This is a genomic window from Proteus faecis, assembly GCF_003144395.1.
GTDB classification, from domain to species: Bacteria; Pseudomonadota; Gammaproteobacteria; order Enterobacterales; family Enterobacteriaceae; genus Proteus; species Proteus faecis.
Map to the genome: position 1 here is coordinate 16,865 of NZ_PENZ01000012.1, position 22,939 is coordinate 39,803.

Annotated in this window: 20 protein-coding genes; 4 read left to right on the forward strand and 16 right to left on the reverse strand. The window is 38.2% G+C overall.

The annotated features are described in order from the left end of the window. Positions 1-2 precede the first annotated feature (2 nt). The 13 genes from lpxA to rpsB all read right to left on the reverse strand — a co-directional run bounded on the left by lpxA (position 3) and on the right by rpsB (position 13,286). Positions 3-806, reverse strand: a complete 804-nt coding sequence (lpxA, locus tag DK858_RS03015; protein WP_109396169.1) for an acyl-ACP--UDP-N-acetylglucosamine O-acyltransferase — start codon at positions 804-806, stop codon at positions 3-5. 3 nt (positions 807-809) lie between these two features. Beyond that, positions 810-1,262 (reverse strand): 3-hydroxyacyl-ACP dehydratase FabZ, encoded by a 453-nt coding sequence (fabZ, locus tag DK858_RS03020; protein ID WP_006535887.1) that lies wholly within the window; start codon positions 1,260-1,262, stop codon positions 810-812. Positions 1,263-1,386: 124 nt separating this feature from the next. Then, on the reverse strand, positions 1,387-2,415 hold the full coding sequence (lpxD, locus tag DK858_RS03025; RefSeq protein ID WP_109396170.1) for a UDP-3-O-(3-hydroxymyristoyl)glucosamine N-acyltransferase: 1,029 nt from the start codon (positions 2,413-2,415) through the stop codon (positions 1,387-1,389). 3 nt (positions 2,416-2,418) lie between these two features. Then, positions 2,419-2,916, reverse strand: coding sequence for an OmpH family outer membrane protein (locus DK858_RS03030; protein WP_109396171.1), 498 nt, complete (start codon positions 2,914-2,916; stop codon positions 2,419-2,421). A gap of 92 nt (positions 2,917-3,008) precedes the next feature. Beyond that, complete coding sequence (gene bamA, locus DK858_RS03035) at positions 3,009-5,402, reverse strand: outer membrane protein assembly factor BamA (RefSeq protein WP_109396172.1); 2,394 nt, start codon at positions 5,400-5,402, stop codon at positions 3,009-3,011. Between the two features lie 39 nt (positions 5,403-5,441). Next, positions 5,442-6,794: a sigma E protease regulator RseP gene (rseP, locus tag DK858_RS03040; RefSeq protein ID WP_109396173.1), complete on the reverse strand. Its 1,353-nt coding sequence runs from the start codon at positions 6,792-6,794 to the stop codon at positions 5,442-5,444. Between the two features lie 9 nt (positions 6,795-6,803). Continuing rightward, entirely contained in the window at positions 6,804-7,667 is an 864-nt protein-coding gene (gene cdsA, locus DK858_RS03045; RefSeq protein ID WP_109396174.1) for a phosphatidate cytidylyltransferase, read from the reverse strand. Position 7,668: 1 nt separating this feature from the next. Further along, entirely contained in the window at positions 7,669-8,370 is a 702-nt protein-coding gene (gene uppS / locus DK858_RS03050) for a polyprenyl diphosphate synthase (RefSeq protein ID WP_023582707.1), read from the reverse strand. Between the two features lie 284 nt (positions 8,371-8,654). Further along, a complete protein-coding gene (gene ispC / locus DK858_RS03055) occupies positions 8,655-9,848 on the reverse strand; it encodes a 1-deoxy-D-xylulose-5-phosphate reductoisomerase (RefSeq protein WP_109396175.1) in 1,194 nt (397 codons plus the stop codon). A gap of 192 nt (positions 9,849-10,040) precedes the next feature. Then, positions 10,041-10,598: a ribosome recycling factor gene (gene frr / locus DK858_RS03060; protein ID WP_036913811.1), complete on the reverse strand. Its 558-nt coding sequence runs from the start codon at positions 10,596-10,598 to the stop codon at positions 10,041-10,043. Positions 10,599-10,710: 112 nt separating this feature from the next. Continuing rightward, on the reverse strand, positions 10,711-11,439 hold the full coding sequence (gene pyrH, locus DK858_RS03065) for a UMP kinase (RefSeq protein WP_109396176.1): 729 nt from the start codon (positions 11,437-11,439) through the stop codon (positions 10,711-10,713). Between the two features lie 134 nt (positions 11,440-11,573). Then, positions 11,574-12,425, reverse strand: coding sequence for a translation elongation factor Ts (tsf, locus tag DK858_RS03070; protein WP_109396177.1), 852 nt, complete (start codon positions 12,423-12,425; stop codon positions 11,574-11,576). A 135-nt stretch (positions 12,426-12,560) separates the two neighbouring features. Continuing rightward, positions 12,561-13,286, reverse strand: coding sequence for a 30S ribosomal protein S2 (gene rpsB, locus DK858_RS03075; protein WP_023582712.1), 726 nt, complete (start codon positions 13,284-13,286; stop codon positions 12,561-12,563). Between the two features lie 598 nt (positions 13,287-13,884). Between rpsB and map the strand changes: the two genes are divergently transcribed. The 4 genes from map to DK858_RS03095 all read left to right on the forward strand — a co-directional run bounded on the left by map (position 13,885) and on the right by DK858_RS03095 (position 18,800). Continuing rightward, positions 13,885-14,682, forward strand: coding sequence for a type I methionyl aminopeptidase (gene map, locus DK858_RS03080; RefSeq protein WP_109396178.1), 798 nt, complete (start codon positions 13,885-13,887; stop codon positions 14,680-14,682). A gap of 156 nt (positions 14,683-14,838) precedes the next feature. Beyond that, positions 14,839-17,484, forward strand: coding sequence for a bifunctional uridylyltransferase/uridylyl-removing protein GlnD (glnD, locus tag DK858_RS03085; protein ID WP_109396179.1), 2,646 nt, complete (start codon positions 14,839-14,841; stop codon positions 17,482-17,484). Between the two features lie 34 nt (positions 17,485-17,518). Next, a complete protein-coding gene (gene dapD, locus DK858_RS03090) occupies positions 17,519-18,343 on the forward strand; it encodes a 2,3,4,5-tetrahydropyridine-2,6-dicarboxylate N-succinyltransferase (protein ID WP_109396180.1) in 825 nt (274 codons plus the stop codon). 70 nt (positions 18,344-18,413) lie between these two features. Next, the gene (locus tag DK858_RS03095; RefSeq protein ID WP_006535910.1) at positions 18,414-18,800 is read left to right on the forward strand and encodes a DUF3461 family protein; all 387 of its coding nucleotides are present in this window, start codon (positions 18,414-18,416) and stop codon (positions 18,798-18,800) included. Positions 18,801-18,945: 145 nt separating this feature from the next. Here DK858_RS03095 and DK858_RS03100 read toward each other — a convergent pair whose 3' ends face one another. The 3 genes from DK858_RS03100 to ptsG form a co-directional block, all read right to left on the reverse strand. Further along, positions 18,946-19,389: a flavodoxin gene (locus DK858_RS03100; RefSeq protein WP_109396181.1), complete on the reverse strand. Its 444-nt coding sequence runs from the start codon at positions 19,387-19,389 to the stop codon at positions 18,946-18,948. 73 nt (positions 19,390-19,462) lie between these two features. Beyond that, complete coding sequence (locus DK858_RS03105; protein WP_109396182.1) at positions 19,463-21,136, reverse strand: hypothetical protein; 1,674 nt, start codon at positions 21,134-21,136, stop codon at positions 19,463-19,465. Positions 21,137-21,288: 152 nt separating this feature from the next. Next, a complete protein-coding gene (gene ptsG / locus DK858_RS03110) occupies positions 21,289-22,734 on the reverse strand; it encodes a PTS glucose transporter subunit IIBC (protein ID WP_109396183.1) in 1,446 nt (481 codons plus the stop codon). Positions 22,735-22,939 lie beyond the last annotated feature (205 nt).

A 22,939-nucleotide genomic window follows, 5' to 3' on the forward strand; every position in this document is an offset into this window, starting at 1 on the left:
AATTAGCGAATGATGCCGCGGTTAGATTTTGCTGAGTTTTCCAGAAAATCACTGAACAGTTTGACATGCGGATTATTATTATCAGCAACCAATTGTCCGATTTCTTCACGCGCTTCTTCCAGAGTTTTACCACTACGGTAAAGGACTTTGTAAGCATTACGAATTGCATGAAGATCTTCTTTAGCAAAACCTCTGCGTTTTAACCCTTCAATATTCAGCCCATAAGGAGTCGCATGGTTTCCTTGTGCAATAACAAAAGGAGGAACATCTTGTGCCACGCCTGAACATCCACCGACCATCACATGAGAGCCAATTTGGCAAAACTGATGCACTGCACTCATACCACCGATAATCACAAAATCACCTAAAATAACGTGACCACCCAGTGTGCCGTTATTTGCAATAATACAACGATCACCAATGATACAATCATGTGCGACGTGGGTATTAATCATCAATAGGTTATCGTTACCAATTTTTGTGATGTTGCCACCTTGGGTTGTTCCACGATGGATAGTCACACTTTCGCGAATAAGGTTTCGATCACCAATAATGACTTGCGTTGGTTCACCACGATATTTCAGATCCTGATTCACTTCACCGATAGAAGTAAATTGATAAATCTGATTATCTCGGCCAATACGTGTGTGCCCATTAATAACAACGTGAGATTTGATATCAGTACCTTCACCAATCTCAACATTAGCTCCAATGACACAAAAAGGGCCAATGCGAACATTAGCACCGATTACCGCACCCTCTTCAATAATAGAGGAAGGGTGAATTACTGCGGATTTATCTATCATAGGCTAGACCTCACGGCGGCGAGCACACATCATTTCAGCTTCGCAAGCAATTTCCCCATCAACTTTAGCGACGCCTTTAAAGCGAGCAACACCACGACGTTCTTTAATGAATTCTACTTCTAGGATCATTTGATCCCCAGGTAAGACAGGACGTTTAAAGCGAGCACCGTCAATAGCAGCAAAATAGTAGAGTTCACCAGGTTCCAGCTTTCCTACGCTTTTGAATGCTAAAATACCCGTTGCCTGAGCCATGGCTTCGAGGATAAGCACGCCAGGGAAAATGGGTTTTCCTGGAAAGTGACCTTGAAAGAAAGGCTCATTAAAAGATACATTTTTTACTGCTCTTAGAAATTTCTTTTCTTCAAAATCAAGGACACGATCAACCAATAAAAATGGGTAACGGTGTGGAAGTAAATCTAAAATTTCTTCGATTTGCAGAGTATGATTCTCACTCATTGCAATACTCTTCCTGTCTAATAAAACTGAGTCTAATTAATAATGACACGACCTGCTGTGACTCAAAAAGTGAGTTAACCCGCAGGTCGCAAAATGGGTAACATTCCGTCAATGACGTATATTGTTACTTGTCGCTACTTTCTACTTGACGTTCAAGCGACTTGAGCCTTTTTTGCATTTCATCAATTCGCAACACAAGAGCTGCGGTTTTACGCCATGCTTTATTCGATTGCAGCGGAATTCCTGAAGAATAAACACCCGGCTCAGTGATAGGACGCATTACCATACCCATACCTGTTACCGTGACTTTATCACAGATCTCCATGTGACCATTGATAACACTTGCTCCACCAATCATACAATAGCGGCCTATTTTCAGGCTACCCGCCATGATGACACCACCAGCAACAGCGGTATTATCACCAATAATGACGTTATGTGCGATTTGGCACTGGTTATCAATGATAACACCATTACCGATAACTGTGTTATCTAATGCGCCTCGGTCGATTGTAGTGCATGCACCGATTTCAACGCGATCACCAATCACGACTGAACCTAATTGTGGAATTTTGATCCAATTACCACGTTCATTAGCATAACCAAAACCATCTGAACCAATCACAGTGCCTGATTGAATCAAACAATCTTTACCAATGATAACTTCATGATAAACAGATACATTTGCCCATAAACGGCTATTATCGCCAATATGTGCTTTTTTACCCACAAAACAACCGGCACCAATCACAACATTATCACCAAGGATAACATCCGATTCGATAACGGCGTTTGCCCCCACTGATACATTTTTTCCTAACTTAGCGTCAGGTGAAATAACAGCACTTGGGTGAATATCCTGTGCTGGCTTCGGTGTTGTATCCATAATCTGTGCCATTTGTGCATAGGCTAGATACGGGTTTTTCACTACAAGTGCAGCAACCGGGCAAAATGGAAGATCAGCTTCTGTTAATACAACAGCAGCTGCCTGACATTCACTTAATTTTTCACGATAGCGACTATCGGAAAGAAATGTAATTTGTTCGCTATTTGCTAAGCTCATTGAAGCAAGACCGGCGATAGTGATATCACCATCGCCGTGTAACTGTGCATTCAACTGCTGAGCAAGATCAGCTAATCGAATTGAAAACATCTATTATTTAACCTGTTTTTGAACCTGAGCAGTAATATCTTTACCATCTGCGAAATAAGGTACAGTGTTAGCATCAAGGATCACATCATAGCCTTCTTTCTTCGCTACTACATCAACAGCGTCTAATACACGTTTCATGATTTTGTTACGCTCTTCAGCTTGACGGCGGCTGAAGTCTTGCTCAAAAGCTTGTGCTTTTTGTGCATATGCTTCACGTTTAGCAACCAGATCTTTCTCTGTATTTGCACGTTGTGTTGCATTCATAGTTGGTGCATCTTTTTGATATTTCTCAACAGCGGTCTGTAATGCTTTACCTAAGTTCTGCAATTCAGTGTCACGTGATTTGAATTCATTTTCCAATTGTTTCTCTACCGCATCACGGTTAGGAATTTGTTGGAGAACTTGACCGATGTTCACAACACCGACTTTATCCGCAGCTTGAACACCTGCTGACATGGTCAATGCCATTCCTAAGGCAGCGGCACATAACAATTTTTTCACGATTAAACTCCTTAAAACCAAAAATAATTTTTGTCAGAAATCGGATGCCTTTTTCAGCATTGTGAAATAAGGCATCAACTTTACTTACATCGCTACCACGTTCTACCAATATTAAACTGGAATTGTTCTGATTTATCGCCTTCGTAATCTTTTATTGGCTTAGCATAAGAGAATACTAATGGACCTAAAGGAGATAACCATTGTAACGCAACACCAGTTGAAACACGTATATTACTTGCTTTACCAAAATCAGGCATACCTGCGGTCCAATTAGAATTAGTGCTATTCCAATTGGTATCCCACACTGTACCCGCATCAACAAACATAGAGGTTCTGACTGACGATGAATATTTATCATCCACAAATGGGGTTGGAGTGATCAGTTCAAAACTTGCCACTGCCATGGCATTACCACCAACCGCATCACTTGATAAATATGGTTTTCCTTCATGCCCCTTTTCATTTAAATAAACAGCTTTAGGACCGATATTATTTGAACGGAAACCACGAACTGTACCAGAACCACCGGCATAGAAGTTTTCATAGAATGGTAATTCTTTACCACCAAAACCATCACCGTAGCCTAAACGACCTTTAAACAAGGTTACCCAAGATTCTTTTTCATCAATTGGGTAATACGCCATACCGTCCCAAGTCACTTTATAGTACTTGTTGTCAGAGCCAGGTACAGTCACACGTCCACTTAAGTTGCTTCTCACACCTGATGTCGGGAAGAAGCCTTTGTTTAAGTTATTAAATGTCCAACCAAGGCTAACCGTATAGTCATCCGCGTTAAAGGATTCACGTTTATCAAGTGCTGGATTTTCCCCCATACTTTCAAGGTAACGCCACATTGCAACTTGAGGATCCATTCGTGACAGACCATTGTGAGTATAGCCTAAGCCAAGACGTGCTGAGTTATATTCATTAATTGGGAAGCCTAATGTACCATCTACACCATAAGATTTATTGGTATAGCCTGATAAATCGGCATCATTAGCGCGGAAGTCATTATAGAAAACTCGACCGCCTAAACTCACGCCATTAACGGTAAAGTATGGGTCAGTAACAGATAATTCTGCGTAAGTTGAGTAATCATTTTTACTCGCATTAATAGCAACTGCGTTACCCGTACCTAACCAGTTATCTTGAGTAACCCCCACTTGGAAGCTCACACCACTTTCAGTACCGAAACCGACACCAAAGTTAAGAGAACCAGTGTTACGTTCTTTTACGCGATAAACAATATCGACCTGATCAGGAGAACCAGGAATACGCTGAGTTTCGGTTTCAACCGTTTCGAAATAACCTAAACGATTTAAACGCTCTTTACCTTGTTCAACTAAATCACTACCTAACCATGCACCTTCCATTTGACGCATTTCACGGCGTAAAACTGAGTCTTTAGTGATGTCATTGCCTGCGAAACGTACTTGACGAACATAGAAACGGTTTCCTGCATCTACATTTACATGCAGTTTCACGGTTTTATTTTCATCATTAATTTCAGGGCTTGTCATAACGCGAGGATAAGCATATCCATAACGACCTAACAGATTTTTAATATCATTTTCTGTTTTAGTGACTTGCGCACCATTATAAAGAGAGCCCGGCGTAATTTCGATAAGATCTTCGATCTGTTTAGTGTAACCCGCTGTATTACCATTGATTTCAGTATTTTCTACTGTATATTTATCACCTTCTTTCAGGTTAATGGTAATGTAAATTCCTTTTTTGTCTGGCGTTAAACTGACATTTGTCGATTCAATATCAAAACGTGCATAACCGCGATCAAGATAGAAACTTCTTAATGTTTCTAAGTCACCAGCCAGTTTTTGCTTCTGATATTTTTCATCAGCCGCTAAGTTCCACCAAGGAACATCGTCACGTAATTGGAAACGGTTAACCAACTCAGCAGTAGAAAACGCTTTATTACCAACAATGTTGATTTGCTGAATAGTTGCTGAAACCCCCTCTGCAAACACGAGTTTTAAGTCAACACGGTTACGAGGAAGAGGTGTAACAACCACTTTTACCGTTGCATTATATTTACCAACACTATAATAGAAATCTTCAAGTCCTTTCTCGATATTTGCAAGCATTGTACGGTCAAGTGTTTCACCAATACGAATGTTAGAAGCATCAAGGTTCTGTTTTAGCATCTCTTCCTTGATTGCTTTGTTACCAGAGAAAGTAATGCTGGCAATAGTTGGACGCTCTTTTACTTGAACAATCAGAGTATTTCCGTCACGCAGGACACGAACATCATCAAAGTTTCCTGTCGCAAATAATGAACGGATAGTTCGGCTGATATCATCATTACCGACCGAGTCTCCAACCCGGACAGGCATGTTCAGTAATGCTGCACCAACGGCGACGCGTTGAAGACCTTCAAATTGAATGTCCTGAACTACGAATCCGTCTGAACCGTATGCAGTGGCGCTGCCCAGCAGCAGCGACGCTATAAGCAACTTTTTCATCGCCATCGTTGTTTTGTGTTTTCCTAACCGGTCCCTGCTTATCAATTATAAGCGAGAGAAATCATTGAAAAGTGCAAGTCCCATTAAAAGCATTAGTGCCATAATACCAATACGATAACAGAAATCTTGTACACGCTCAGATACCGGCCCTCCCTTTATCTTTTCGATAACCAGGAAAAGCAGGTGCCCGCCATCTAAGACAGGCAGGGGAAACAAGTTAATGATCCCCAAATTGACACTGATAAGCGCCATAAACATCAAATAATAAATAAAACCAGAATCAGCAGACATTCCTGCGCCTTTTGCGATAGAAACTGGTCCACTAAGATTAGTTAATTTGACATCACCTACGACTAACTTGCCAATCATTTTGACAGTTAACCCCATCAACTGCCATGTTTTATCAGATGCTTCATAGAGCGCCGAAAATGGGTTGTATTGTTGCATTATCAAATATTGCTCATCAGGAGGTAATATTTGCAATTGCGCACCAACTTGCCCTACTTCAGTGCCATCTTTCAGTACAACAGCTGTCGGTGTAATATTCAATGTCAACGACGAGCCGTTGCGTTCAACAAGAAGAGCCAAAACTTTATTGGGACTTTGTCGAACAAAATAAGTAAATGGATGCCATACATCAATTGGCTGACCATCAACTTTAACGATACGATCCCCTGCCTGTAAACCCGCTTTTTCAGCAGCAGAACCTGCCGTAACGTCAATAATCTTTGAGTCTAACCGTGCGCCAACAGGCATTATCCCTAAAGACAAGATAGGATCTTGTTTTTCCGGATCAAAGTTCCATTGTTGTAAATTCAGTATATTCTCACTATCAGAAAGAGAATTTGGATCTGAAACAACGAATGAAACCTCTTTGGCTCCAATGTTACTAACTAATGCTAAACGAACTGCATTCTGATCAGGCGTTTCGATACCTGCAACAGATTTTAGTTCCATTCCTGGCGTTAATTTTGCTTGTTCTGCGATAGAATTCGGACGAATGTCTGCAATTATAGGCTTTAATGCAGGCACACCTATCATAAAAACAATCCAATAGGCGACTATCGCTAACAAAAAGTTAGCAATAGGTCCTGCAGCAACAACCGCAGCACGTTGACCAACTGTTTTATTATTAAATGCAAGATGACGACGCTCAGGTGCAACCTCAGCGACTCTTTCATCTAACATTTTTACATAGCCACCCAAGGGTATCCATGCGATAACAAATTCAGTGCCATGTTTATCTACTTTTCGCCAAATTGCTTTTCCAAAACCAATAGAAAAACGCTCGACATAGATACCACAGCGCCTAGCTACCCAAAAATGCCCAAACTCATGTACCGTAATTAAAATACCTAAAACGATAATAAACGCGGCAAGATTCCACAGGATACCCATTACTTACCTTTATAGTTTAAAGCCAGAAGAAATCAGAAAGACCAATCCTGCAAATACTGGGATAGCCGCAGTCAAACTATCAATTCTATCAAGTACACCGCCATGCCCCGGTATCAATTGGCTACTGTCTTTAATACCAGAAACACGTTTAAACATGCTTTCTGCTAGATCGCCAAATACCGATACGATAACAACAATGCCAGATATTAATAACAAGTTGTCGGGTACTTCAGTCACTGGTGAAAAATAAGTAAACAACCACGATGCCACACCAGCTGTAATCAAACCACCAACTAACCCCTCGAGGGTTTTACCTGGTGATACTTTAGGCGCCATTTTATGTTTACCCATTAAACGACCGAAAGCATAAGCACCAGAATCAGCCGCCCAAACTAATAACATGACATACAATAACCACCATGCACCAGTATAAGTGTCGGTGTTATAACCCAACATACGTAGCGCCATCATGCCACAATAAAAAGGAACAATCGTCAATATACCGAACAATAGCTTAATAAAAACTGAATTTTTCCACATATTGGCTGAATTCGGATAACTTACAACTAATAAAATTGCAGCTACCCACCAAATTAAGCCCGCCCACAAACCATTTTTTATCATTGGAGTGTCTAGTAGATGGTCAAAATTAGGTAAAGAAAACTGCATAACGAGTAACAATGCAGCAAAACCGATCCCTGTCGCAATACGTTTACCTTGAGAATGCCAGCCAATAAATTGTGCCCATTCCCACCCCGCTAAGCCTGATATTGCGATAATGACCAATCCAAAACCTACCGGAGGAAGTAGAAATAGTGCAGCAATAACAATAGGGATTAAAATTAATGCGGTGATGACACGATACTTAAGCAAGTTATCCTCCCAGATTTATAGTATCTGTTTCTGATGTAGTACCACCGAAACGTCTTTCCCGTTTAGCAAAAGCATCTAGTGCATTCTGAAAAACTTGTTCATCAAAATCAGGCCATAAAACCTGTGTAAAATAAAGCTCAGCATAAGCAATCTGCCAAATAAGAAAATTACTTATACGATGCTCACCACCTGTACGAATAACAAGATCGACATCAGGCTGATTATGCAAGCAAAGATGTGAGGATATTGCATTTTCATTAATATCTTCGAGGCTAATTTCCCCTTTTGCGAGGGATGTCGCTAATTGTTTTACACTTTGAGTAATATCCCATCGACCACCATAATTAGCCGCAATATTTAAATTAAGTCCTGTATTATTCGCAGTGAGTGCCACAGAACTTTTAATTCGGTCTTGTAAACGACGACTAAAACGGCTGATATCACCAATGACAGTCAATTTAACATTATGTTTATGAAGGCTCTTCACTTCGTTATCTAAAGCAAAAACAAATAACTCCATGAGAGAACTCACTTCCTGCTCTGGTCTATTCCAGTTTTCGCTACTAAATGCATATAACGTTAGTGATTCAATTTTGTGTTTTACGGAAAAGCTAACCGCATCCCGAACTGCTTTAATTCCCGCGCGATGCCCCGTTACTCGGAGTTTCCCTTGCTTTTTAGCCCAACGTCCATTGCCATCCATAATAATAGCAACATGCTTTGGTTTTGATGCGGATGAATCGTCACTGGATAAGTTCACTCAATTTAACCCTTTGCTAATCTGATACTGATACAGACAGTCCTCTTCGGATAACCTATGCACAAAAAAAAAACCGTGACACCCACGGCCTTTGGCAAAGCCTCAAAGTTGCTAAAGCAATAGCTTTAGTAATGAACTGTTAATTTTCATTATTGTCTTTAGTGATTCGGCAACTATACCATTAGCCAGAAAGACGAACAAACACCCTATATTAAATATAATCACCATTATACAAATTGAGTGATTATCTGATGAGTTTCTAATCTTGCTAATTTATCAATTTCTAGAACATCATTAATACTTTGAGGCTCTGATAGGTCGAAATGTTCAACAACTTTGCGATTAATTTTAGCAATATCAGTAAACTTCACTTTTTCGTGTAAAAATGCATCAACAACCACTTCATTAGCTGCATTTAACACTGTTGTCGCCGCTTGCCCACGTTTTGATGCTTCAATAGCAAGCGCTAAACAAGGGTAACGTTGGTAATCTGGACGAATAAATTCTAGAGATTGAATCTCAAAGAAATCTAATGCTTTTGCACCAGATTGAGTTCGATGAGGGTAAGCCATTGAGTACGCAATTGGTGTTCTCATATCAGGTTCACCAATTTGAGCAATAATACTGCCATCGCGATAGCGAACCATTGAATGAATGACAGATTGTGGATGAATAATGACTTCCATTTCTTCTTCGGAAGCATTAAAAAAATAACGAGCCTCAATATACTCAAGCCCTTTATTCATCATCGTTGCAGAATCAACTGAAATTTTACGTCCCATAGACCAATTTGGATGCGCACACGCTTGATCTGGTGTCATCATTTCCAATTCTTCTAATGGTGTATAGCGAAATGGCCCGCCAGAGCCTGTTAACAAAATGCTCGTCACACCTTCATTAGCTAAAGAGGCATGGCCTAGATTTTCTTGAATAGTTTTAGGTAAGCTTTGATAAATTGCATTATGTTCGCTATCAATGGGTAAAATTGTCGCGCCATATTTAGCAACCGCATCAAAGAAAAGTCGCCCACTAGTTATTAGTGATTCTTTATTTGCTAATAGAATTCTTTTACCTTTTTCAATGGCTGCAAGTGTCGGTTTTAATCCTGCAACACCGGTTATAGCAGACATCACTTGATCAGCTTCATCAAGAGCAGCAATTTCATTAATTGCATGAGAACCAGATAAGATTTCGGTTTTGCACGATGTATTGGCGAGTAACTGTTTAAGTTGTTTTGCGCTTTTCTCATCAGACATCACAGCGTATTTAGGCTGGAAAGTAAGACACTGTTGCGCCATCTTGTCTGCATTTTTTCCTGCTACTAAAGCAAGAACCTGATACTCACCAGGATTATTTTCAATGACGGAAAGAGTACTAGTTCCGATAGATCCTGTTGAGCCTAATATAGTTATTTGTTTCATTTATTAATCAATCAGTATGTCTACAACGTTTTAATTAAAGAGAATTATATCAGTATGACAAGGTAAATGAGGATTAAAGATAAAAACTTTAATAAATAATGTGACAAAAGAAGGTATTAAGCACGAATTTTCAAATAAATAATTAAAAATAATGCCGCTAAAAAGCGGCATTATCGAAAAAAGATATAAAATTTAGAATTCCATTAACTCTGCTTCTTTCAGCGCTAATGCATCATCAATTTTTTTAATGAACATATCAGTTAATTTCTGAATGTCATCTTGTGAACGGCGTTCATCATCTTCGCTAATTTCTTTATCTTTTAGTAATGCTTTTACTTTATCGTTAGCATCACGACGGATATTACGAATAGAAACGCGACCTTGTTCTGCATCACCACGAACAACTTTGATTAAGTCTTTACGACGTTCTTCAGTTAATGGAGGCAGTGGAACGCGGATAATGGCGCCAGCAGATGAAGGATTTAAACCTAAATCTGATGCCATAATCGCTTTTTCAACAGCCGGTGCTAAAGTACGATCGAATACAGTGATCGCCAGTGTACGGCCATCTTCTGCAACAACGTTAGCAACTTGGTTTAATGGAGTTGGCGCTCCGTAGTATTCAACTACAATGCCATCTAAAAGGCTAGGAGACGCACGACCAGTACGAACTTTATTAATCTGGCTTTTTAGTGCTTCAACGCTTTTATCCATGCGTTCTTGAGCATCTTTTTTGATTTCATTAATCACGTTATAAACCCTTGGGAACTGGTTATCTTCCAGTCGATATAAAATCATACCGACATAAATAAATTGGCGTATTCTAGATGTTAACGCCAAATTATACCGTTGTCTCTGTGTATTAAGCGTGAGAAATCAAAGTTCCTTCACTTTCACCCATTACAACCCGACGTAATGCACCCGGTTTATTCATATTGAATACGCGGATAGGTAAATTATGATCTCGGGCTAATGTGAATGCAGCAAGATCCATGACTTTCAATTCACGTTCTAATACATCCTGATAAGTCAGTGTTTCATAAAGTATTGCATCAGGATCTTTGGTTGGATCGGCAGAATAAACGCCGTCCACTTTCGTTGCTTTTAATACAACGTCAGCTTCAATTTCAATACCACGTAAACACGCAGCTGAATCGGTAGTAAAGAATGGGTTACCTGTACCAGCCGAGAAAATAACAACTCGACCGTGGCGTAATAAGCTAATTGCTTCTGCCCAACTGTAGTTATCGCAGACACCATTGAGTGGAAATGCAGACATAAGACGTGCGTTTACATAAGCACGGTGCAATGAATCACGCATTGCTAAACCATTCATTACTGTCGCGAGCATTCCCATGTGGTCACCCACAACACGGTTCATACCTGCCGCAGCTAAACCCGCGCCACGGAACAAGTTACCACCGCCAATTACGACACCGACTTGTATACCTAATTCAACGAGTTCTTTGATTTCCTGAGCCATGCGATCAAGTACGCTCGCATCGATACCGAAACCTTCTGCGCCTTGCAGGGCTTCGCCACTCAGCTTTAATAAAATTCGCTGATATACAGGTTTTGCATTGGTAGCCATGGTGTTCTGTCCTAAGCAGATTAGTTAATTGGAGGTTTTAGATAGCTTCTCTTTTTATCAAAAAAGCAAACAGCCAATGGAGATTACAACAAAACAGAACCGCCATTAGGCGGTTCTGTTAACGCTAAGCGTTATTATTTGCTCATTGCAGCAACTTCTGCTGCGAAATCAGCTTCAACTTTCTCAATACCTTCACCAACTTCGAAACGAACGAAGTTGATAACATCAGCATTGTTTTCTTTCAGCAGTTCACCAACAGTTTTGCTTGGATCCATTACGAAATGCTGACCAGTCAGAGAAATCTCACCGGTGAATTTGTTCATGCGACCGATAACCATTTTTTCTGCGATTTCACGTGGTTTACCTGATTGCATTGCGATATCCATCTGAATTTGGTGCTCATGTTCAACAACATCAGCAGGAACATCTTCAGGACGAACATATTCTGGTTTGCTTGCAGCAATGTGCATAGCAATGTGTTTGATCAGTTCTTCGTTAGCGCCTTTAGCTGAAACTAAAACACCAATACGAGCACCGTGTAGGTAAGTACCTAATTCTTCAGCTTCTAATACAGCAACACGACGAATGTTGATGTTTTCACCGATTTTAGCAACTAATGCAGTACGTGCTTCTTCGAATTTAGCTTTCAGAGCATCGATATCATCAGTTTTGTCTGCTAATACAGCAGCCATAACTTCTTTACCGAAAGCGATGAAACCAGCATCTTTAGCAACGAAGTCTGTTTCACAGTTCAGTTCAACCAGCGCGCCGAATTTACCATCAGCAGCAACTTCTGCAAGGATGATACCTTCAGCAGCAACACGGCCTGCTTTTTTAGCCGCTTTAGCTTGACCTGATTTACGCATGTTGTCGATTGCTAATTCGATATCACCATTAGCTTCAACCAGCGCTTTTTTACATTCCATCATGCCTGCGCCAGTACGTTCACGCAGTTCTTTTACCAATGCAGCGGTAATTCCAGACATTTGTTTCTTCCTCGACTTTTCTATGGGCTAACCATAGATGTTCTCATAGCAGATGTGTAAAGGGGGCCTATTGAGGCCCCCTAACCAATATATAGCAATACCTGGTTAAATAAGGGCTCTTACGAGCATGCCTTATTATTCAGCTTCGACTAAGCCTTCTTCAGCCTGAACAGCCAGATCTTGAGAACGACCTTCACGAACAGCTGTAGCTGCAGCGGTCAGATATAATTTAACCGCACGGATTGCATCGTCATTACCAGGGATAATGAAGTCGATACCATCCGGATCAGAGTTAGTATCAACGATAGCAAATACTGGAATACCCAGGTTGTTTGCTTCTTTGATAGCAATGTGTTCGTGTTCAGCATCGATAACAAACAGAGCGTCAGGTAAACCGCCCATGTCTTTGATACCACCCAGGCTGTTTTCTAACTTACCAAGTTCACGAGAACGCATTAACGCTTCTTTCTTGGTCAGTTTGTCAAAAGTACCGTCCTGAGATTGTGATTCTAAATCTTTCAGGCGTTTAATTGACTGACGAACAGTTTTCCAGTTAGTCAGCATACCGCCTAACCAGCGGTGGTTTACATAAAACTGGTCACAGCTTTCTGCTGCTTCTTTAACAGCTTCAACGGCAGAGCGCTTAGTACCAACAAACAGGATTTTGCCTTTACGAGAAGCAATTTTGTTCAGTTCAACCAACGCTTCATTGAACATTGGAACAGTTTTTTCCAAGTTAATGATATGAACTTTGTTACGCGCACCAAAGATGAATGGTTTCATTTTTGGATTCCAGTAACGAGTTTGGTGACCGAAGTGAACACCAGCTTGCAGCATATCGCGCATTGAAACAGTTGCCATTTTAGACCTCTATAAATTTAAATTTGGGGTTATTTCGTCCACAAATCCCATACGACCGACTCATCAGCTGTAAAGGTTAGAACCTTTACATAAGAGCACCCCGGCGTTATGTGCCGATTTGTGTGTGTAATTAACACAATTGAATGTTTCAGATTTACTGCTATTACTCACCGTGTGATGCAATACCAGAACTCCGGCGCGCTTTATACCATAAATAACCTCAGGAAACCACTATTACTTACGTTTGCTACAGGCTTATTTGACATAAAAACGCATCATATCGACAAAGAAAAAAGCGAGATTAACACAATGATGAAAAATATTGCTCTAATATCAATTTGCTAGAAAATCACCAAATAGAAAAGCGCAATATGTAAAGACAATAAGATTAAGAAGGCGTAATGTTCGTCATTATTCTCGATATCAGACAGATTGCACATATCCTCTTTATTGGCACACTTACTTTCTGCTGATATCATAAATGGTAATCAGAATTATTTCTTATCATCATTCATTTAACCTGCAATAGAACATAAGAATACAACAAAATGTGTTATCTAGTTCGTATTGTGGCTTTTAATCTAGACGAAGAACTCAAATGGCTATTGTAATCAAGACAGAAGAAGATATTCAAAAAATGCGCGTCGCAGGCCGTCTTGCGGCAGAAGTTCTTGAAATTATCGCACCGTTCGTAAAACCTGGCGTAAACACCGCTGAATTAGACCGTATTTGTCATGAACATATTGTTAACACACAACAGGCTATTCCTGCTTGCCTTAACTATCATGGTTTTCCTAAATCAGTCTGTATTTCGGTTAACGATGTGATTTGTCATGGTATTCCTAGCGAAGAAAAAATCCTGAAAGATGGCGATATCGTTAATATTGATGTTACGGTCATTAAAGAGGGTTTTCATGGCGATACCTCAAAAATGTTTATCGTAGGTAAACCAACAATACAAGGTGAACGTTTATGTCGTATCACCCAAGAAAGCCTCTACCTTGCCATTAAAATGGTTAAACCGGGTATTCGCTTACGTGAACTTGGCAAAGCAATTCAAAAATTTGTTGAAGGTCATGACTATTCTGTTGTTCGCGAATATTGCGGTCATGGTATTGGTGAAGGATTCCATGAAGAGCCTCAAGTTCTACACTACGATGCAGACGATAGCGGTGTAGTGTTGCAAAAAGGTATGGCATTCACCATCGAACCAATGGTAAACACAGGTGATTACCGTATTCGCACCATGAAAGATGGCTGGACTGTTAAAACTAAAGACAGAGGTTGGTCAGCGCAATACGAACATACGTTAGTTGTTACCGATAATGGTTGTGAAATCATGACATTACGCAAAGAAGAAGAACCATTTATTTCTGCGGTATTAATCAACGAGTAAGCTTCTTTTGAGTTAGAAATGTAAAAGCGACATATTTTTCCGAGATCTGTCGCTTTTTTTATTTTATTTGCTATGAAATAGCAGAATTACTAGTCAGGTTATCGTTTTAACATTAGTCTTAATGTCATAAGCAAACATTGAGAAAGAAGACGAAAAATGACTAATAAAAACGCATTTCAAACACCGCCCCCTTCCCCTTTTTTGCTAACAGAAAATACCCTAAATTGTGCTGAACTTAAGCAATCAATCGAACAATTTCAGTCTTGGTTAACAGATGCTTTTCATCATGATGTTGATGTCGCTTTATTACTTCAAGCCCGTAGCCATTTCATTGACCAACTCTTAACGCAATTGTGGCACTACACACAGCTATCAGATTACCCAGACCTTAGTATCATTGCTGTCGGTGGTTATGGCAGGCAAGAGTTACATCCGCTTTCTGATATTGATCTTCTCTTTTTAAGTGAATCACCTTTATCAGCAGAGGCTGAAGATAAAGTCAGCACACTCATTACTTTACTGTGGGATGTACGCCTTGAAATTGGTGCCAGTGTTAGAACAATGGAAGAATGTCTTTTAGAAGGTCTTTCAGACTTAACGGTTGCAACAAACTTACTAGAAGCCCGTCTTATTTGTGGGAATAACTCACTTTATCAGCAATTAATTAACCATATTTTTAGCCAAGGATTTTGGCCATCACCTGATTTTTTTGCTGCAAAAGTTGAAGAACAAAAACAGAGACATCAGCGATACCATAGCACGAGTTATAATCTAGAGCCTGATATAAAAAGTAGCCCTGGTGGACTGCGCGATATCCACACTCTAATTTGGGTCGCACATCGCCATTTTGGTGCTGTATCAGTATCTGAAATGGTCAACTTTGGCTTTTTAACACCGGCTGAAGGACAAGAACTATTAGAGTGCCAATACACATTATGGAAAATTCGTTTTGCTCTCCATCTTGTGCTTTCTCGCTATGACAATCGCCTATTGTTTGATAGACAACTTAACGTTGCTCAACTTTTAAACTATCAAGGCGAAGGCAATCAGCCCGTTGAAAAAATGATGAAGGATTATTATCGCGTAACGCGTCGCGTTAGCGAGTTAAATGATATGTTACTTCAGCTCTTTGACGAAGCGATTCTTGCTCTGCAACCTAATGTAAAACCGCGGCCTTTAGATAATGAATTTCAACTAAGAGGTTCTTTAATTGATGTAGTTGATGACAGTTGCTTCCTTGATGATCCCATCGCTATTATACGCCTCTTTTTACGTATGGCTGAGCATAAAGAGATCACAGGAATTTATTCAACAACACTCCGCCATTTACGTTACGCTCGCCGACACTTAGTACAGCCTTTATGTGAGTACCCACTAGCACGTCAAGTTTTTATGCAGATATTACGCCATCCTCGTGCAGTTTCTGGAGCATTTGTTCCAATGCATAAACACAGTGTACTGGCGGCTTATTTCCCCCAATGGAATAATATTGTAGGTCAAATGCAGTTTGATTTATTCCATGCCTATACCGTTGATGAACATACCATTCGTGTTTTACAAAAACTTGAAAGTTTTGGTTCTTATGAAAATCACGAACAACATCCACTTTGTGTTGATATTTATCCCAAACTTCCTCAACTTGAATTACTACGTTTAGCTGCACTTTTTCATGATATTGCCAAAGGACGCCATGGAGATCACTCCGTATTAGGCGCTCAAGACGTTGCTCACTTTGCTCAGCAACATGGTTTAAATCAGAGAGAGTCGGCCTTGGTTGAATGGCTTGTTAGTCATCACTTACTTATGTCTGTTACAGCGCAACGACGTGATATACAAGATCCAGACATTATTTTTCAGTTTGCATCAGAAGTAAAAAATGAAAGCCGATTACGTTATCTTTTATGCTTAACCGTTGCAGATATCTGTGCAACCAATAGCAGTCTATGGAACAGCTGGAAACAGAGCCTATTACGTGAACTTTTTCTATCAACAAAAAATCAGTTGCGCCAAGGTATGCACTCTATCCCCGATTTACGTGAGCGTATTCGCCATCATCGTTTGCAAGCACTAACTATTTTACGAATGGAACAGGTTGATGAAGATAAATTACAAGCAATTTGGGGTCGCTGCCATGCCGACTATTTTTTACGGCACACACCAGAACAAATTGCCTGGCATGCTCTTGCATTAATCGAACATAATAGTGCTGAACCAATGGTGCTAATCAGCCAACAAACTGAACATGGTGGTACTGAAATCTTTATTTGGTGTGCTGATAGGCCTTCTCTTTTTGCATCTGTTGCAGGCGAATTAGATAGACGTAATTTAAATATCCATAATGCTCAAATTTTTACTAACCGCGATAATATGGCTATGGATACCTTTATTGTGTTAGAGCCTAATGGTAAACCTCTGGCGATTGATCGGTATAATGCAATCCGCAACGCTCTGATCCAAGTTGTATCCGCTCCTTATAACGCCAATGCAAAAACACGCTCATTACCTGCCAAATTACGCCATTTTGACGTTCCGACAAAAATTAACTTTATCGCTTCTAACCATAATAAGCGCACCTATATGGAACTATTTGCACGAGATCGTCCAGGATTATTAGCGATTATTGGTAAAGTTTTTGCTGATCTTTCACTTTCATTACATGGTGCCAGAATAACCACAATAGGCGAACGTGTTGAGGATTTCTTCGTATTAACCGATAGCGAAAATAAGGCATTAAACCAAAAAATGAAGGATGAAGTCGTAGAAAGGTTGACAAAAGCCCTAGTTTCAAAGGATAAAATATAGAAACCCACGACAATACATATAGGAAATACTATTAATGCAAGCATTACAATCTATTATTGATAACGCCTTCGAACATCGTGCTGATATCACTCCATACAACGTTGAGCCTCATATTCGTGATGCCATTAATAGCGTTATTGCACAGCTAGACAGCGGGAAGCTACGTGTTGCGGAAAAAATTAACGGTCAGTGGGTGACTCATCAATGGTTAAAAAAAGCCGTTCTGCTCTCTTTTCGCATCAACCATAATCAAGTCATTGATGGCAGTGAAAGCCGTTATTTTGACAAAGTGCCGATGAAATTCGCTGATTATGACCAAGCACGTTTTGAAAAAGAAGGTTTTCGTGTTGTTCCACCCGCAGCGGTTAGACAAGGGGCTTATATCGCTCGCAACACTGTTTTAATGCCATCTTATGTCAATATTGGTGCTTACGTTGATGAAGGTAGCATGGTTGATACATGGGCAACCGTAGGTTCATGTGCTCAGATCGGAAAAAATGTTCATCTCTCTGGTGGTGTTGGTATTGGTGGTGTTTTAGAACCACTACAAGCAAACCCAACCATTATTGAAGATAACTGCTTTATTGGTGCCCGCTCTGAAATTGTCGAAGGTGTTATTGTCGAAGAAGGTGCCGTTATTTCAATGGGCGTTTATATTGGTCAAAGTACCAAGATTTACGACAGAGAAACAGGCGAAGTACATTATGGCCGAGTCCCAGCAGGCTCTGTTGTTGTGTCAGGCAATTTACCCTCTAAAGATGGAAGCTACAGTCTTTACTGTGCCGTGATCGTAAAAAAAGTTGACGCAAAAACGCGGGGAAAAGTTGGTATTAATGAATTGTTAAGAACTATCGACTAATATAAGAACAGCGGATAGAATTAATTCTGTTCGCTATTCTTTCACTCATCTTTCTATCAGGTGCCAATATATGTACGATAATTTAAAAAATTTAGGGATCCCGCATCCTGAAGATATTGACCGCTATACCCTACGCCAAGAAGCTAACAACGATATTTTAAAAATCTATTTTCGCAAAGATAAAGGTGAATTCTTTGCAAAAAGCGTAAAATTTAAATATCCACGCCAACGTAAAACAATTTCTGATGGTCAATCAGGACAAGGCTTTAAAGAAGTCAATGAAATCAACACTAACTTACGTTATGTTATTGAAGAATTAGATCAAATTTGCCAACAAGACCAAGTAGAAGTCGATTTAAAACACAAGATCCTAGACGACTTGCGCCACCTTGAGCATGTTGTAGCGAATAAAATTGCTGAAATTGAAGCTGACTTAGAAAAACTGACTCGCCGTTAATAACAAGCCGTTTTAGCTGATATGTATGTCAGTTTTATAGAAAAACACCGCTTACTTACTGTATAAAACAGAAACAAGCGGTGTTTTAAAATACAGAATATGATTCATTATTTATTAAAAAATTAAATATTGGATTATTTTCTACTTAATTTAATAGGCTAACCCAGTTTTCAAGCCAATCTATTGCAAATACTTCTGGCTCTGCGACTTCCATACCATCTATTTTTAATATTTCACCGATACGCTTTGCTTGGTGCTCTTGTAGCAACTCATCAAATTGCATCCCTGCACCACAAAAAGAGTCATAACTACTATCGCCTAAGGCAATCAAGCCATAACTTAGATTTGGCTGATATCCTACATTATCACGCAGTTCATGAAATAGAGGAGCAATGGTATCAGGTAAATCACCTTGTCCAGTACTTGACGTTATCACAAGCACTGTTGAATATTTTTGCCAATCTGCGAGTGTGCCGTCTTCATAAACATTAGCTTGATGATTATGCTCAAGTAAAATACGCTGTGCCTCTTCAGCTACCGCTAATGCATTACCATAAACTGTACCTACAAAAATGCCGATTTTAGCCATAATATTCCACCTATTGTTGTAGTTTAATTCTTGATAACGCTAATTAACAATATATAGAATTATAGTTCTACCCTCAACTTTCATTTGAATAAAAAATAGAATCTAAAATATCTTTTGACCGATCATTTCTATTATTAATATAATCAAAAAAATCTGTTGATAATGATAATGTTGATATCATATTTACAGCGCTTTTTATAAAAAAATCATCATTAACAACTCTTACATGTTTCTCTTTCATTAACCCTAATCTGAATGGCAAAGTATTAGACAAATATTTATCCGACAGATTCAAATAACTGATAACATCATCAATTATGTTTTTATTTTCAGTTAATTTATTAATTATTTCCGAATGTCGCTTTGGAAAAAAGAACTTATATATTGATGATAAGAAACTTTCTTTCCTATACTTAATCTTGCCACTGATGATATCTGATAATTTATTTAAATTTTTTTTAATTATATTTTTATCCTTGATCAATAAAGTGATATTATTATTCCCTTCCATTCCACTTATGTCAGACTTAATTTTTTCATTAAGTGAAAGAAGCGTCTTATTTTCTTTTTCCATTTTACGAATATTTTCTTCAATTAAAGAAATGTTTTGCTTTAAACGGGTATTCATAGCAAATAAATAATCGTAACTTAATTCCTTTGAATCATCATCTTTTATTTTACCATTATTCAACATATTTATATCGTTATATTCTTCCTGTGCTAAATTCCATTCTGGAATATAATATTTTTTAGCAATTATATTTTTTTCATTCTCTTTATTTTTATTAGTCACCTCACTTTCTTTATAATAATCACGTATCAAAGAATTATTAATGGTTTTAATTTTATTTATAACCTCAGAATATTTATGCTTATAATTAAAAATATTGGCATAATAGAAATATCCATTACTCTCATTAAAAACCTTGCAGAAATTCTCATAAAATGAAATTTGAGCCTTTATTTTATTTTTGTTTTCTTCAATACATTTTAAAATTTCAAAAAGCCTCTTATCTTTTTCTTGGATTTTATTGTTGTCATTAATGCGATCTTTTTTAGATAATTCTTGTGGTTCTTCTTTATTAAACTCATCATGAAAAATTTTTTTATTTTTTAAATTAAATAATGAAATCTTTTTATCTAAAGGCAAAATACCTAGAGGAAAAATATTCGTACTATTGCTTATGGTTTTAATAATATCATCTATTTTTTTTATCGCAAAAATCTTATGATTACTTTTCACCAATTTAGTTACAAGATTATGTTTTTTAGATAAAATTAATTTAACTTCCTCAATACTAGATAAATTTTCTAATAATTCAGATGAAGACTTGTGACAATAAAGTTTATTTAATATAGTAATAACATCTTCCACCTGATGTACTGATTTTATTTCGACATTATCAGAATTTAACGATATTATTTTTTTAACATCCTCATCCAAACTAAATTTTTTTATTTTATTTAAATTACTATCATTCTTTTTGATGTATTTATTAATAGCAGATTCTATTGATTTTATTAAGTTATTAATTAAAATACTATCAATATAAAGTATTTTATCATTGTTTTCCAAAACAAAAAAATCATCATTCTTTTTTATTTCATTTTCAATACTATCTTCATTATTAACACAAAGTGTTATTTTATTAGTTAGTAAAAAAGAAATATCTTTTTTGCTTTTATTTTCAGCATCATTTAAATACTGACTCAAATCATTATAAGACACCATTTTTATATCATTCATAATATTAATAACCTATCATTACAAATGTATATAAAATAACAAATATTAATGAATGTTCATTTCAATTAATAACCTATAATTTAGAAAAAACAATTAAAAAAAACACCACAATGTGTCCATCATGGTGTTTTATTATCTCCACAACAAATTAATCACTCAGTAGCATCCAAAGACCGAATATATTCATCCATTTCAGTTTTTAGATTATCTGATTTAGGACCAAAAATCGCTTGAATACCAGAACCAACGACCACAACACCTGCGGCACCAAGTCTTTTCAGTTCATCTCGATCGACTTTTTCAATTTCTTTAACGCCAATACGCAAACGAGTAATACAAGCATCTAAGCTACTAATATTATCTTTACCACCAAACGCAGCGACTAAAGATTGTCCCATTGCACTTTTATCAGCTTGTTTCGCGTTTTTATCTTCTACTTCTCGGCCTGGCGTTTTTAGGTTTAGTTTCACAATTAAGAAACGGAAAATAGAATAATAAGTTATCGCATAAAGTATGCCAATAATTGGGAATAGATACAGTTTACTGCTATTACCACTCAATACGATAAAGTCAATTAAACCATGAGAGAAACTTGTTCCGTCACGCATACCTAACAAAATACAAATAACAAATGCTAAACCCGCTAAAATAGCGTGAATAACATAAAGAATAGGTGCAACAAACATAAATGAGAATTCAATAGGTTCAGTGATCCCTGTTAAGAAGGCAGTTAATGCCGCAGAAATCATGATACCACCCACTTTTACACGATTCTCAGGACGAGCAGAATGCCATATCGCAATTGCCGCTGCAGGCAAACCAAACATCTTAAATAAAAAACCACCTGACAACATACCCGCAGTTGGGTCACCTGCCATATAGCGAGGAATATCACCGTGGAATACTTGTCCTGCACTATTTACATATTCACCCACTTGCATTTGGAACGGTACATTCCAGATATGGTGCAAACCAAACGGCACCAATGCACGCTCAACAACACCATAAATACCGAAAGCAACTGCTGGGTTTTGATACGCAGCCCACTCAGAAAAACGTTGGATAGCTGTACCGATAGGTGGCCAAATAAAGGATAGAAGAATACCCACAAAAATCGCAATCAGACCAGAAATAATAGGGACAAAGCGTTTACCTGCAAAGAAACCTAAATACTCAGGAAGTTTAATACGATAAAAGCGGTTAAACATTGATGCGGCAATAATACCCGCAATGATACCACCGAGTACCCCCGTATCAGTTAAACGTTGTATTTCAACACTATCAGGTGATAAACCTAATACCCAAGGGGCCACTACCAGCATAGTTTTTGACATAATGCCATAAGCCACAACAGAGGCCAGTGCTGATACCCCATCATTATTGGTAAAACCTAACGCAACACCAATAGCAAAAATAAGTGGCATATTAGAGAAAACCGAACCACCAGCCTCTGCCATAACTTGAGAAACAGAAGAAGGGATCCATGAAAGATCAGCGGAACCAACCCCTAATAAAATACCGGCAATAGGCAGTACAGATACCGGTAACATCAAGGACTTTCCGATTTTTTGTAAAACAACAAATAGGTTTTTAAACATCAAGCAGACTCCCGGAATGTGGGTTTTTATATGTTGTAAGTTTTTATTTGTTTAAAGTAGTGTGGGTTTTATTTCATAAACTTATCTAATGATAAGCTTTATTTATTTTACATCATAAAATAAATCGCTTAATGAATACATGATAGCTGTCACGTTTCAAACATGTGCTCAGATCAATTAATAAAATAATCTATTTTACAAATAG

Bases quoted from the DNA above. Each gene is read 5' to 3' on its own strand.
- lpxA (WP_109396169.1), bottom strand. From the start codon at position 806: ATGATAGATAAATCCGCAGTAATTCACCCTTCCTCTATTATTGAAGAG.
- fabZ (WP_006535887.1), bottom strand. From the start codon at position 1,262: ATGAGTGAGAATCATACTCTGCAAATCGAAGAAATTTTAGATTTACTT.
- lpxD (WP_109396170.1), bottom strand. From the start codon at position 2,415: ATGTTTTCAATTCGATTAGCTGATCTTGCTCAGCAGTTGAATGCACAG.
- bamA (WP_109396172.1), bottom strand. From the start codon at position 5,402: ATGGCGATGAAAAAGTTGCTTATAGCGTCGCTGCTGCTGGGCAGCGCC.
- rseP (WP_109396173.1), bottom strand. From the start codon at position 6,794: ATGGGTATCCTGTGGAATCTTGCCGCGTTTATTATCGTTTTAGGTATT.
- uppS (WP_023582707.1), bottom strand. From the start codon at position 8,370: ATGGATGGCAATGGACGTTGGGCTAAAAAGCAAGGGAAACTCCGAGTA.
- ispC (WP_109396175.1), bottom strand. From the start codon at position 9,848: ATGAAACAAATAACTATATTAGGCTCAACAGGATCTATCGGAACTAGT.
- pyrH (WP_109396176.1), bottom strand. From the start codon at position 11,439: ATGGCTACCAATGCAAAACCTGTATATCAGCGAATTTTATTAAAGCTG.
- tsf (WP_109396177.1), bottom strand. From the start codon at position 12,425: ATGTCTGGAATTACCGCTGCATTGGTAAAAGAACTGCGTGAACGTACT.
- rpsB (WP_023582712.1), bottom strand. From the start codon at position 13,286: ATGGCAACTGTTTCAATGCGCGATATGCTGCAAGCTGGTGTTCACTTC.
- map (WP_109396178.1), top strand. From the start codon at position 13,885: ATGGCTATTGTAATCAAGACAGAAGAAGATATTCAAAAAATGCGCGTC.
- glnD (WP_109396179.1), top strand. From the start codon at position 14,839: ATGACTAATAAAAACGCATTTCAAACACCGCCCCCTTCCCCTTTTTTG.
- dapD (WP_109396180.1), top strand. From the start codon at position 17,519: ATGCAAGCATTACAATCTATTATTGATAACGCCTTCGAACATCGTGCT.
- DK858_RS03095 (WP_006535910.1), top strand. From the start codon at position 18,414: ATGTACGATAATTTAAAAAATTTAGGGATCCCGCATCCTGAAGATATT.
- DK858_RS03100 (WP_109396181.1), bottom strand. From the start codon at position 19,389: ATGGCTAAAATCGGCATTTTTGTAGGTACAGTTTATGGTAATGCATTA.
- DK858_RS03105 (WP_109396182.1), bottom strand. From the start codon at position 21,136: ATGAATGATATAAAAATGGTGTCTTATAATGATTTGAGTCAGTATTTA.
- ptsG (WP_109396183.1), bottom strand. From the start codon at position 22,734: ATGTTTAAAAACCTATTTGTTGTTTTACAAAAAATCGGAAAGTCCTTG.